Genomic DNA, 12,326 nt, shown 5'->3' on the forward strand with positions numbered 1-12,326 from the left:
GAAATGATAAAACGGCGCCTTCGGGCGCCGTTTTTGTTGGTGCGGACCGGACCACCATTGGACAGGCGGAGTTGAAGGGGATGGAAATCGACGGGCAATGCCATTGCGGGCGGGTGACCTATCGGGCCGACGTCGACCCTGCGAAAGTATCGATCTGTCACTGCACCGATTGCCAGAACCTGACGGGCTCGCCGTACCGCGTCACGGTGATCTGTTCGGCCGAGCAGGTCCGCATGACAGGCGCGCCGGCGAAGATTTACGCGAAGACCGGCGACAACGGCCGCACGCGCTTCCAGCATTTTTGCGAGGGTTGTGGTTCCCCGCTGTTCACCAGCGGCGAGGGCGGGCCGGACGACTGGGGCATCCGCTGGGGCAGCATCCGCCAGCGCGATCAGCTCAAGCCGGTGCGGCAAATCTGGCGCCGCTCGGCCGCGCCCTGGATCAACGATATCAGGGATTTGCCGGGACGGCCGGGCGACTAGGGGATCGAGGATTGGTAGGCGGCGAGAGATTCGAACTCCCGACCCTCTCGGTGTAAACGAGATGCTCTAACCAGCTGAGCTAGCCGCCCTTATGCCTCTGTTTAACCCTGCGACCCCCTTTCGTGCAAGGTCGCCGGTAAACCACCGTTTCCCAGATATCTCCGATCAAATGAGAGAGTTGCGTACATGGACACCCCTCAAACTCACGATCAAAACGCCGACCAGGTCGCCTACTGGAACGGACCCGCCGGCCAGCGCTGGGCCGCGCGCCAGGCGGAGCAGGACGTCGTGCTCAAGCCGGTCGCCGACCTTGTGATCGATCGGGCGAAACTGAAGCCGGGTGAGCGCGTCATCGATATCGGCTGCGGCAGCGGCGCCACGGCGATTGCGTTCGCGCGCGAGGTCGCGCCGTCGGGCCATGTGCTCGGCGTCGACATATCCGGCCCGATGCTGGAGCGGGCGCGGCAGAGCGCGCCGAAGGATTTGCCGGTCGAATTCGCGCTGGCCGACGCCACCGTCTATCCGTTTGAGCCCGCCGGTTTCGATGTGCTGGCCTCGCGGTTCGGCGTGATGTTCTTTGCCGATCCCGCGCTGTCGTTTGCCAACATGCGCAAGGCGCTGAAGCCCTCGGGCCGGCTGGCATTCGCCTGCTGGCGCGAGCCGCGCGAAAACCCGTTCTTCATGGCACCACTGCAGGCCGCCTACAAGCACGTGCCAAAGCTGCCGCAGCAGGGGCCGGAAGATCCCGGGCCGTTTGCGTTCGCCTCCGAGGCGCGCGTGCGCCGGATCCTCGACGCGGCGGGCTTTAAGGGCGTCGAGATGGAAGCGTGTCCACTGCTGCTGGATTCCGCGATCGGCCGCGGCCTCGACGGCGCGGTGCAGGGCGCACTGGAGATCGGCCCGGTGAGCCGCGCGCTGGAGGGCCAGCCGGAAGAACTCCGTAAGGCCGCCGCCCATTCGATCCGCGAAGCACTGACTCCGTTCGCCAAGGGCGATTCGGTGTTGCTGCCGGCGTCGGTCTGGATCGTCACGGCAAGGGCGTCGTAGTTCGCCTTCGTCATTGCGAGCGAAGCGAAGCAATCCATCCATCGACGGGCGCTGAGGCATGGATTGCTTCATCGCTGTCGCTCCCTTGCGCAAACGCTTTGCGTTTGTCGCAGGCAATGACGGGGTGAGAGCTTCGCTGACTTGCCTACCCAGATCGTGGCGGGATGCGCGATGGCTCGGCGGCCCTTTCCACATTCTGGCGACCCATTCCAATTGAACGCCGGATGGCCATCGGCACGCCACCAAATCGCCTGACGACTCAACGACGCTTGTTACACCGGGCTGGTAGCGATGCGCGTGGGTACAGCAATGATGCGCTTGTCCGATCTGCATCTAACTCCGGCCCGGACCGGTCTGATTTTGCTCACGGTGCTTCTGCTCGGCGCGATCATCGTTCGAGTCATCACTGGGTCCGAACAAAGTGATGTCCGCACGCCCTCCACGCCTGAGAACGGTGGCCGAGTCACCCCGGATACTGGTGTCAGAGGCCTGAGAGGATCGCTGCCATAAGATAATTTGTTGGACGGCAACGCGCGTCCACCCTGCAACGGGCGCGAGGAAGGCTATTTGATTGTCGCGTTTACGGTAATTACCGACGTGCCAGATGTCGTTGGCCCCTGCCCCGTTGCTTTGATGGCGAAAGTATCGCTTCCCTTGTATCTGGCCTTCGCCTTGTATTCGTAAGTAGTTGCGTTGAGCTTTTTCAACTTGCCGCGGGCCGGCTTTTGCAAAATCTCCGAGCTGGTCACCGTGCCGCGCATCGTGATCGGAAAGAGGCAACTTTGCCCGGATGCGACGCTGATGTCGCCGGTCGAGTTCTCGCCCCAGTCCGCCAGTTCTACTAATTTTGGACAGTCAGAAGCGGCCAGCGCCGGAGACGCGGACATTGAGCTTGTAGCTCCAACGATAAGCGCTAAAGCGGCGACCTTGGACAACCGCATAATAGGCTTCCTCGTTTTCAAAAACGCGGCGTACCCAGCTTACAGCCGCGTCGCTATCACTGCCTTGCGCAAACGCTTCGCGTTTGTCACAGGCAATGACGGGGATGGAGCTTCGCCGAAGTCTACGCCCGTTCTTCCCAGATCATGGCCAGATGCACAATCGTCTCCGCCGCCTTTTCCATGTCCTGGCGGCTGACCCATTCGAGCCGCGAATGAAACGCGTGTTCGCCGGCGAAGATGTTGGGGCAGGGCAGGCCCATGAACGACAGGCGCGAGCCGTCGGTGCCGCCCCGGATCGAACTGCGCACCGGATTTAGCCCCGCGCGACGGATCGCCTCGATGGCGTAGTCGACGGTCTCGGGGTGGCGGTCGATGACCTGCTTCATGTTGCGGTATTGCGCCTTGACGTCCATCCGGTACGTCGAGCGCGGATAATCCTTCATCACCTCTTTGACGATGCCTTCCAGCAGGGCTTCCTTTTGCTGCAGCCCCTCGTCGGTGAAATCGCGCACGATGAAGCCTATGGTGGCTTTCTCCAGCGCGCCCGCAATGCCGATCGGATGCAAAAAGCCTTCCTTGCCCTCGGTGGTCTCCGGCGAGCAGGTGTCCCTGGGCAGGCGGTCGATGATTGCGGCCGCGATCTTGATCGCGTGCTCCATCTTGCCCTTGGCGAAACCGGGGTGGGTCGAGACGCCCTCGATGGTGATGGTGGCGCCATCGGCTGAAAAGGTTTCGTCCTCGATATTCCCGGCGGATTCGCCGTCCATCGTATAGGCGAAGTCGGCGCCGAGTTTTTTCAGGTCGACCTTGTCGACGCCGCGGCCGATTTCTTCGTCGGGCGTGAACAGGATCTTGATGGTGCCGTGCCTGATATCAGGATTTTGAATCAGGAACCGCGCTGCGTCCATGATCTCGGCAAGGCCGGCCTTGTTGTCGGCGCCGAGAAGCGTGGTGCCGTCGGTCGTGATAATGTCGTGGCCGATCTGCTCAATGAGTGCGGGATGGTCGGCTGAGCGGATCACCTGGGTGGGATCGGCCGGCAGCACGATATCGCCGCCCTGGTAATTCCTGGCGATCTGCGGCTTGACGTTGGCGCCGGTGCAGTCCGGAGACGTGTCCATGTGCGAGCAGAAGCATATCACTGGCACCGTCTTGTCGGTATTGGCCGGGATCGTCGCATAGACATAGCCGTGCTCGTCGAGATGGGCGTCTGCGAGCCCCATCGCCTGCAACTCCGAAGCCAGCAGGCGACCCAGATTCTTCTGCTTCTCGGTGGAAGGGCAGGTCGGTGACGCCGGATCGGACTGGGTGTCGATCATGACGTAGCGCAGGAAGCGCTCGGTGACATCGTGGGTGAAGGTGATGGGCGAGGCCGGCATGACGATCCGAAAAGCTGGGCGAGGGAAGCGCTCTATAACAGAAAAGCGCCACTCCGGGTCCCCGCCGGAATGACGCTTTTGCTGCAATCGAGGGAATCGTCGGTCAGACGGCTTCCTTGAGTTCCTTGGCGGCGCGGAAGGCGACCTTCTTGCTGGCCTTGATCTGGATCGGTTCGCCGGTGGCGGGGTTGCGGCCGGTGCGGGCGGCGCGCTTGCGGACCTGGAGGATGCCGAGCCCGACGATACGGATCCGCTCGCCCTTCTTCAGGTGTTTTGCGATCTTCCCGACCATGTCGGTCAGGATGGCCTCGGCGGCCTTCTTCGACAGGTCATGTTCCTCGGCCAGCGCTGCGGCCAGATGCTTGAGTGTGATGGTGGCTGGAGTCGCTGCTTTCTTCGCCATATCTGGCCCTCCTCGTTGGTTGAATGGCTTTGAGCGCGTTTGTGAAACCGGTTCGCGCCGGAAAATGCCTTGCGTGGTGACTTGAAACCCTAAGGGTCCGGTGCAACCAGAGCGGGGGAGGGTTTCAAGAAACCCAGACGTATCAGGCCTTAAACGATTCGGGTAATCGCTGCCTACGCCATTTTGCCTGAAAACAGGCCATTATTTGCATCACAATCGCAGAAACGCCCGTCTGGCGCTGGGATTCGCAACGTCCTTGACTAAGCGGGGGCGGCCCTTTATGCCCTCGGTTCTGCGCGGATCAGAACATGATTACGGCATCCGCGGGAGTAGCTCAGTTGGTTAGAGCGCCGCCCTGTCACGGCGGAGGCCGCGGGTTCGAGTCCCGTCTCTCGCGCCATTTATCAATGGCTTGATCCGATCTCGTCACGAACCAGCCGCAAACAAAAAGGCCGCCCGAGGGCGGCCCTTTTTATTCCAATAAAATCGAGCTCGTTCAGCGCACCGTCGAGGTGTTCGAGCTGGTGACGACCACTGCCTTGCCGGCCTTCACGACCTGCGCCGTCTGGCTGTAATCCGCACCGGTCCGGGCGGAAATGCCGAACGCCGCCACCGCGATGCCAGCCACCAGTGCGACGACCACGATCTTCAAATGGGTACTGCGATCCGCTGAATGAATTGAGTGGTTCATATGGTGCCTCCCGGACGCCTTTGACGTCCTGTGTTGGCTAGGGAATTTACGCCACGTGTGTTTCAGTATGGTTTCGCGGTTTCGGCAAAATGGTTTCATTCGGCCGGTTTTTGGCCTGTTTTCCGCCGAATATCCGTGATGTAGATCACATACAGATCGCCCGAGCGACAGCGACGCGGGGCATGCGGACGCCGGCCGGGATCAAAACAATAATGAAAACAAAGCGAAGGGCCCGGCTTCGAGCCGACCGGATCAACTCGCCCGCTGAATATCGGCGCGTATCGACCGCGCCGCCCAGATGAACAACAGCGCCCCGAGCGTGGTTGTGACCGCAGCCGACAGCAGCGAATAGCGCACGGCCTGGGCGCCATAATCGTTCTTCAGCGCGTCGTTGAGCATGCCGACCGCCAGCGGGCCGATGCCCTGGCCGAATCCGGCCGCCGTCAGCAGCATGATGGCGGATGCCAGCGCCCGCATGCTCGGCTTTGCAACGGTTTGCGCGATCGCAAAGATCGGGCCGAGATGAAAGCCGACCAGGAACGAGGTGGCGGCCAGTGTCGCCACCATCGTGGTGAAGTCTGATGTCAGCATGCAAAGCGCAAACACCGGTCCCGCGAGGCTTGAGGTGACCGCGGGTGCCCACAGTTTCCAGCGATCGTCGCGGCGGCTGATCTGGGCCACCATGAATCCGCCGAGCAGCGTGCCGGCGATGCCGCACAGTCCCTTGAAGGTGCCGGCATAGGTGCCGATTTCGGCGCTGGAGAGATGGTGCACCCGCGCCAGGAACGGCGGAATCCAGGCCGAGGTCGCGTAGTTAGTATAGGTCGTCAGGCAAAAGCCTGCGAGCAGGTAACGTCCGTTGCGAGGCGAGGAAGCCGAGCGTCGGCCCGATTGGCTCCGGCGTAAACGTCTCCGCCATCGCGCCGCGCTTCGGCTCTGATATCGTCAGCCACAACACCGCGGCGAGCGCGATGCCGGGCAGGCCGGCGACATAGAACGCCATCCGCCAGCCGTAGTACTGGTTGATATAGCCGCCGATGAAATAGCCGAGGAATACGCCGAGATAGGTGCCGATGGCGTAGATCCCGAGCGCGCGCGGGCGTTCGTTCTTGCTGAAGAGATCGGCAATGATCGACTGCGAGGCGGGCGTGCCGCCGGATTCGCCGATGCCGACGCCGATGCGCGCCAGCGCCAGCGTTGCGACGCTCTGAGCCATGCCGCAGAACACCGTCATCGCGCTCCAGAACGCCAGCGCAACGGCTACGATGTTGCGGCGGTTGAAACGGTCGGCGAAGCGCGCGATGGGGATGCCGAGCAGCGAATAGAACAGCACGAAGCCGAAGCCTGCCAGCAGGCCCATCGTGGTGTCGCTGAGCGCAAACTCCTTTTTGATCGGCTCGATCAGGACGTTGAAGATGGTGCGGTCGAGGAAGTTCAGGGCGTAGATGACGGTCAACAGCGCCAGCGCGTAATATCGCCGGACCGAGGGCTTTGCGGCGGCGTCGGTTTGCAAGGCTGCCTGTGGCGCGAGATCGACCATGGTTTCCCCCCTCGATATTTTTTTCGTTAAACTTGTCGCCTCACGCCTCGCGAATGAAATTCCCCGCCTCGAATTCAACCGGCGGCGCGTTTTCCTCGAACGAGATGCCGACCGGGTCGCGGCCCGAGGCCATCGCTTCGAGCTGATCGCCCAGCATCCGCCGGATCATCAGGATGCCGCGGTCGCTCTGGCCAAAGTGCTCTTCCGAATGCAGCGTCACCGGGCCCTGGCCGACCTGCGCCTCGTAATCGCCGGGGAATTGCTGGTGCTCCTGTTCGGTCATGTCCCACCAGAACTTGCCGTTGAATTTGGAGCGCATCCGCCCGATGTCGCCTGAATTCTTCACCCGGCCCGCGACATAGATGCGGAAGGACGTGTCGTCGATCGGCAAGGTCCAGCCGATCGATTCGACGCGGGCGAACTGCGCGACGCGCGGATTGGGCACCACGCGCAGCGTGGGGAGGGCGGCTTCCGTCACCCGGTAAAACACCTTGCCGTCGTCCTGATGCCGGATCGAGCGCACCATGATGCCGCGCGGCGAGGTCTCGAATTTCACCTCCGGCATCGAGGCCATCATGTTGGTGAATTGCGGCCCCGAGAACGATCCGTGCAGCACCGGGACGTGGTAGGGGTCGACGACGTTTTCGAAATGCTGCAGCCAGTTGCAGGGAATGACCGCCGGGCCGCCGCCGCCGATGGAGGAATCGTCGGCCTCGACGAACTCGCCGTCGTCCATGTTTTCCAGGCATTCGTAGCGCGGCAGCACCGGCTTCTTCTCGGCCGGCCCGAGATAGGCGAAGATCAGGCCGTAGCGTTCCTGCAGGGGATACCAGGGCTGGCGAATTTTGTCCTTGAACAGGCCGCCCTCGGGCTCGCAGGGCTGTTCGAGGCAATGGCCCTCGGTGTCGAACTTCCAGCCGTGATAGCAGCAGCGGATGCCGTCTTCCTCGACCTTGCCGTAGTAGAGCGTGGTGCCGCGATGGCAGCAGCGAGCGTGCAGCAGGCCGGCGCGACCGTGCCTGTCGCGAAACAGCACCAGATCCTCGCCGAGCACGCGCACTTTCCTGGGGATATCGGTGGCGTCGGCGACGAGCCCTACCGGATGCCAGTAGCGCCGCAGCAGTTCGCCCATTGGCGTGCCGCGGCCGACCGAGGTCAGTTCGGTCCGGGTGGTGGACGGCTTCATGGCATAGCCAGTCCCGAGATCGCGATCCCGCTGCGTAATGTTCATGCCGCTTCCTCCCGCCACGGCTTTTGGGCGCCGCGGTCGTTTGACGTGCTGAGGGAAGTGAAATACGAATCGATGACAGTGTCAACGATCGGCATTTCGCATCGCTTGATTGATTTGTTCGATCGCGCTTCACCACTGACCTTGGCATCGGCCCGCTTTGTTGGCAGAGGTTGGGGATGAGCCAGAAGCCCGGAAAGCAGACCGCGCCTGCGCCCGCTGTGGGGAACGACGCGGCATTGGCGCCGATCACTGCGATGATGTCGTCGCGGCTGATGGTGCTGGCCAATCTGCTCAAGCGCGGCGCGATCCTGCGCTACAAGCGGCTGGCGGGGCTCTCCTCGGTGGAGTTCGGCCTGGTGGCCTCGCTGGGGCGGCGGCCGCCGATGAGCGTTATCAGGCTCGCGGAAGCGGTCGGCATGGACAAGGGGCAGATCAGCCGGGCGCTGGCGGAACTGGTTTCGCGCAAGCTGGTCGCCAAGGAGGTCAATCCGCGGGACAATCGGGAGACCCTGGTTTGCCTGACCAAAGCGGGGCTGGCGGCGCATGACACCATTGTGGCAGGCGCACAGGAGCGCAACCGGCGGCTCCTGGAACAGCTCAGCAAGGACGAGTTCAAGCTGCTGCTCGACCTGACCGAGCGCCTGACCGACACGGCTGCCCGGATGCTCGCGGACGAGAAGGATTTGAACTGAAATTCGGCACCTTGCGGCCCGGCGCGCGTTGGTCGGGCGAGGCCGGAACGCAACACTTTTTCGGGTTCTGCGGATGCGTCAAACGCAGGCATTACCCTCAAGCCGGCTTGTCTTGCGCCCTCTGTTGCGCTGCGCTAAGCCAAGAATAATTCCAATTAACGAATCTGCGGCCAAATCCGCAGGAAAAGGCACCGCCGATGACCGGCATCCTGCAGAATTACCTTCCACTTGTCGTGTTTATCGGGGTGGCGAGCCTGATCGGCCTGGCGCTCCTGATCGCTCCGTTCCTGGTCGCGTTCCAGCAGCCGGATCCGGAGAAGCTCTCCGCCTATGAATGCGGATTCAACGCATTCGACGACGCCCGTATGAAGTTCGACGTCCGCTTCTATCTGGTCGCGATCCTCTTCATCATCTTCGACCTCGAAGTGGCGTTCCTGTTCCCGTGGGCGGTCGCCTTCGGCAAGCTCGGCGCCACCGGCTTCTGGTCCATGATGGTGTTCCTCGCCGTCCTCACGGTCGGCTTCGCTTATGAGTGGAAGAAAGGCGCGCTGGAATGGGATTGAGCCCGACAGCAACAGGCTCTTCGCCGGCGATAGCGCAGGCGCCGAAGGGCATTCTCGATCCCGCTACCGGCAGACCGGTCGGCGCCAATGATCCGTTCTTCCTCGAGGTCAATCACGAGCTGTCCGACAAGGGCTTCTTCGTTGCCGCCGCCGACGACCTGATCACCTGGGCGCGCACGGGCTCCCTGATGTGGATGACGTTCGGTCTCGCCTGCTGCGCGGTCGAGATGATGCAGGTGTCGATGCCGCGCTACGACGTCGAGCGCTTCGGCTTCGCCCCGCGCGCTTCGCCGCGGCAGTCCGACGTCATGATCGTGGCGGGCACGCTGACCAACAAGATGGCGCCGGCGCTGCGCAAGGTCTACGACCAGATGCCCGAGCCGCGCTACGTGATCTCGATGGGGTCGTGCGCCAATGGCGGCGGCTACTATCACTATTCCTACTCGGTCGTGCGCGGCTGCGATCGCATCGTGCCCGTCGACATCTACGTGCCCGGATGCCCGCCGACGGCGGAGGCGCTGCTCTACGGCATACTGCTGCTGCAGAAGAAGATCCGGCGCATCGGGACCATCGAACGCTAAGGTTTTAGGCAATGGACGACGGTAAGCTCGACGCTCTTGGGCAGACGATTGTTAGCGCGCTTGGCGGCGCGGCCAGCGCCCATGCGGTCGCGTTCAACCAGCTCACCGTCACGGTCGATGCCGGCAAGATCGTCGATGTCATGAAGTACCTGCGCGACGATCCTTCACTGCGTTTCGTCAACTTCACCGACGTCACGGCGGTGGACTATCCCGGCCGCGAGAAGCGTTTCGACGTAGTCTATCATCTGCTGTCGCCGACGCTGAACGAACGCATCCGAATCCGCGCGGAAGCCGACGAGACCACGCAGGTGCCGTCGATCATCGACGTGTTTCCCGGCGCCGACTGGTTCGAGCGCGAGACCTACGACCTCTACGGCGTGATCTTCACCGGCCACCCCGACATGCGGCGGCTCTTGACCGATTACGGCTTCGACGGCCATCCGCTGCGCAAGGACTTTCCGCTCACCGGTTTTGTCGAGGTCCGCTACGACGACCAGGAGAAGCGGGTGCTCTACGAGCCGGTCCGCCTCAACCAGGAATTCCGCAAATTCGATTTCCTCTCGCCCTGGGAAGGCGCGGACTACCCGCTGCCGGGCGATGAGAAGGCGGAGCCGAAGGCCTGACCATGAACGAACAGAATCTTCGCAATTTTACGATCAACTTTGGACCGCAGCATCCGGCCGCGCACGGCGTGCTGCGTCTCGTGCTCGAGCTCGACGGCGAAGTCGTCGAGCGCGTTGATCCGCATATCGGCCTCTTGCATCGCGGCACCGAAAAGCTGATCGAGCAGAAGACCTATCTGCAGGCGATCCCGTATTTCGACCGGCTCGATTACGTCGCGCCGATGAATCAGGAGCATGCGTTTTGTCTGGCGGCGGAAAAGCTGCTCGGCATCACGGTGCCGCGCCGCGGCCAGTTGATCCGCGTGCTCTATTGCGAGATCGGCCGCATCCTGTCGCATCTGCTCAACGTCACCACGCAGGCGATGGACGTCGGCGCCTTGACCCCGCCGCTGTGGGGTTTTGAAGAGCGCGAAAAGCTGATGGTGTTTTATGAGCGCGCCTCCGGCTCGCGCATGCATGCGGCCTATTTCCGCGTCGGCGGCGTGCACCAGGACCTGCCGCCAAAACTGATCGACGACATCGAGACCTGGTGCGATCCGTTCCTGCAGGTCGTCGCCGACCTCGAAACGCTGCTGACCGGCAACCGCATCTTCAAGCAGCGCAACGTCGATATCGGCGTGGTGACGCTGCAGCAGGCTTGGGAATGGGGCTTCTCCGGCGTGATGGTGCGCGGCTCGGGCGCGGCCTGGGACCTGCGCAAGGCGCAGCCCTATGAGTGCTACGCCGAAATGGACTTCGACATTCCGATCGGCAAGAACGGCGACTGTTACGACCGCTACTGCATCCGCATGGAAGAGATGCGCCAGTCCGTGCGCATCATGAAGCAGTGCATCGCAAAACTGCGCGCGCCGGATGGGCAGGGCCCGGTCGTCGTCGAGGACAACAAGATCGCGCCGCCGCGGCGCAGCGAGATGAAGCGCTCGATGGAAGCGTTGATCCATCACTTCAAGCTCTACACCGAGGGCGTGCATGTGCCGGCCGGCGAAGTCTACGCCGCGGTCGAGGCGCCCAAGGGCGAGTTCGGCGTCTATCTGGTCTCCGACGGCTCCAACAAGCCCTACAAGTGCAAGATCCGCGCGCCGGGCTTTGCCCATCTGCAGGCGATGGATTTCATCTGCAAAGGCCATCTGCTCGCTGACGTCTCGGCCATTCTCGGCTCGCTCGACATCGTGTTCGGAGAGGTCGATCGGTGATGGCGCAGGCGCCCATCCAGTTTGACCGGGCTTCAGGCGCGCTCGTAGGCGCGAACGCGTGGGAGCGTTTGGCCGCGGTTGCGCTGGTGCTGGGGTCGAAGGTGGCGTCGAATTTTTCGCACCGCGGCTACAACATATGCGCCAACCTGTTGCGCACGACGCTGCCCGAGCGCGGCATCCAGATCAAACTCAATCCCGACGCCACCTTCGAGTTTCCCTATGGCGACGGCTACTGGAGCAAGCTGCTCAATCGAAGCTACAGCTATGAAGACGAACTGGAGTTGTTGTTCCGCGATTCCGCCGACGTCGACTACACGCTGCTCGATTGCGGCGCCAATTACGGCTACTGGTCAGTCTTGGTATCGAGCAAGCCGTTCGGTTCGCACAAGGCGATCGCGATCGAGCCGTCGGGACAGAATTTTCCGAAGCTCGCCAACAACGCCAAAATCAACGGCAATCGCTTCGAAGCCATGAAATGCGCGATCGGCGCGACACGCGGCACCGCGCGGCTGTCCGGCACCAAGCATGAGGCGTTCAGCATCGCTGGCGACCAGTCTGGTGGCGAGGAGGTGCCCGTCATCGCGCTGGATAACCTGCTGGACGACGGCAAGGTCGCCCCCGGCGGCAAATATCTGATCAAGCTCGACGTCGAGGGCGTCGAGATCGAGGCCATGAAGGGCGGCGCGCGGTTGATGCAGGGTGACAGCGTGCTGCTCTGTGAGGAACACGGCAACGATCCCCAACATACCGTGTCGCGCTATATCCTCGAACAGACTCCGCTGAAGCTGATCGTCTATGACCCGCGCAGCAATCGCCTTGAAACCGTGACCGACCTTTCGATTCTGGACCGGATCAAGGTTTCAACCCATGTCGGCTACAACGTGTTCGGCACCGCAAGCGCATTCTGGCTCGCCCGGATCGATGCGCTCAATGCGAAAGCCGGGCGCCGCGTGCAATGAG

Annotated in this window: 13 protein-coding genes, 2 tRNA genes and 1 pseudogene; 9 read left to right on the plus strand and 7 right to left on the minus strand. The window is 62.5% G+C overall.

Annotation, left to right across the window (positions count from 1 at the left end; genetic code table 11):
- Window positions 1–80 precede the first annotated feature (80 nt).
- Entirely contained in the window at window positions 81–482 is a 402-nt protein-coding gene (locus IVB05_RS19255; RefSeq protein WP_247786181.1) for a GFA family protein, read from the plus strand.
- Window positions 483–494: 12 nt separating this feature from the next.
- On the opposite strand, the gene IVB05_RS19260 is transcribed toward IVB05_RS19255, so the two are convergent.
- Window positions 495–571: transfer RNA gene (locus IVB05_RS19260), tRNA-Val, on the minus strand.
- A gap of 97 nt (window positions 572–668) precedes the next feature.
- Between IVB05_RS19260 and IVB05_RS19265 the strand changes: the two genes are divergently transcribed.
- Window positions 669–1,529, plus strand: coding sequence for a methyltransferase domain-containing protein (locus tag IVB05_RS19265; protein WP_247786182.1), 861 nt, complete (start codon window positions 669–671; stop codon window positions 1,527–1,529).
- Window positions 1,530–2,092: 563 nt separating this feature from the next.
- Here the strand turns inward: IVB05_RS19265 and IVB05_RS19270 are convergent.
- The 3 genes from IVB05_RS19270 to IVB05_RS19280 form a co-directional block, all read right to left on the minus strand.
- Window positions 2,093–2,470, minus strand: a complete 378-nt coding sequence (locus IVB05_RS19270) for a hypothetical protein (protein ID WP_247786183.1) — start codon at window positions 2,468–2,470, stop codon at window positions 2,093–2,095.
- A 122-nt stretch (window positions 2,471–2,592) separates the two neighbouring features.
- A complete protein-coding gene (gene pepT, locus IVB05_RS19275) occupies window positions 2,593–3,849 on the minus strand; it encodes a peptidase T (RefSeq protein ID WP_247786184.1) in 1,257 nt (418 codons plus the stop codon).
- A gap of 103 nt (window positions 3,850–3,952) precedes the next feature.
- On the minus strand, window positions 3,953–4,252 hold the full coding sequence (locus IVB05_RS19280; protein WP_212419163.1) for an HU family DNA-binding protein: 300 nt from the start codon (window positions 4,250–4,252) through the stop codon (window positions 3,953–3,955).
- A 323-nt stretch (window positions 4,253–4,575) separates the two neighbouring features.
- Here IVB05_RS19280 and IVB05_RS19285 point away from each other — a divergent pair.
- Window positions 4,576–4,652: transfer RNA gene (locus tag IVB05_RS19285), tRNA-Asp, on the plus strand.
- Window positions 4,653–4,748: 96 nt separating this feature from the next.
- Here IVB05_RS19285 and IVB05_RS19290 read toward each other — a convergent pair.
- The 3 genes and pseudogenes from IVB05_RS19290 to IVB05_RS19300 all read right to left on the minus strand — a co-directional run bounded on the left by IVB05_RS19290 (window position 4,749) and on the right by IVB05_RS19300 (window position 7,714).
- Window positions 4,749–4,943: a hypothetical protein gene (locus IVB05_RS19290; protein WP_108516300.1), complete on the minus strand. Its 195-nt coding sequence runs from the start codon at window positions 4,941–4,943 to the stop codon at window positions 4,749–4,751.
- Window positions 4,944–5,195: 252 nt separating this feature from the next.
- A pseudogene (locus IVB05_RS43760) lies at window positions 5,196–6,483 on the minus strand (MFS transporter).
- Between the two features lie 40 nt (window positions 6,484–6,523).
- A complete protein-coding gene (locus IVB05_RS19300) occupies window positions 6,524–7,714 on the minus strand; it encodes an aromatic ring-hydroxylating dioxygenase subunit alpha (protein ID WP_247786185.1) in 1,191 nt (396 codons plus the stop codon).
- Window positions 7,715–7,890: 176 nt separating this feature from the next.
- Here IVB05_RS19300 and IVB05_RS19305 point away from each other — a divergent pair, with 176 nt between their 5' ends.
- The 6 genes from IVB05_RS19305 (at window position 7,891) to IVB05_RS19330 (ending at window position 12,325) form a co-directional block, all read left to right on the plus strand.
- Window positions 7,891–8,406, plus strand: a complete 516-nt coding sequence (locus tag IVB05_RS19305; RefSeq protein WP_247786186.1) for a MarR family transcriptional regulator — start codon at window positions 7,891–7,893, stop codon at window positions 8,404–8,406.
- Window positions 8,407–8,603: 197 nt separating this feature from the next.
- Window positions 8,604–8,969, plus strand: coding sequence for an NADH-quinone oxidoreductase subunit A (locus IVB05_RS19310; protein WP_057856661.1), 366 nt, complete (start codon window positions 8,604–8,606; stop codon window positions 8,967–8,969).
- Window positions 8,966–9,550 (plus strand): NADH-quinone oxidoreductase subunit B, encoded by a 585-nt coding sequence (locus IVB05_RS19315; RefSeq protein WP_247786187.1) that lies wholly within the window; start codon window positions 8,966–8,968, stop codon window positions 9,548–9,550. Before IVB05_RS19310 ends, IVB05_RS19315 begins: the two co-directional genes overlap by 4 nt.
- A gap of 11 nt (window positions 9,551–9,561) precedes the next feature.
- Window positions 9,562–10,173 (plus strand): NADH-quinone oxidoreductase subunit C, encoded by a 612-nt coding sequence (locus tag IVB05_RS19320; RefSeq protein ID WP_247786188.1) that lies wholly within the window; start codon window positions 9,562–9,564, stop codon window positions 10,171–10,173.
- 2 nt (window positions 10,174–10,175) lie between these two features.
- A complete protein-coding gene (locus tag IVB05_RS19325) occupies window positions 10,176–11,366 on the plus strand; it encodes an NADH-quinone oxidoreductase subunit D (protein ID WP_247786189.1) in 1,191 nt (396 codons plus the stop codon).
- A complete protein-coding gene (locus tag IVB05_RS19330) occupies window positions 11,366–12,325 on the plus strand; it encodes an FkbM family methyltransferase (RefSeq protein WP_247786190.1) in 960 nt (319 codons plus the stop codon). The genes IVB05_RS19325 and IVB05_RS19330 overlap by 1 nt, the downstream gene beginning before the upstream one ends.
- Window position 12,326 lies beyond the last annotated feature (1 nt).

Source organism: Bradyrhizobium sp. 170, from assembly GCF_023101085.1.
Taxonomy (GTDB): Bacteria; Pseudomonadota; Alphaproteobacteria; order Rhizobiales; family Xanthobacteraceae; genus Bradyrhizobium.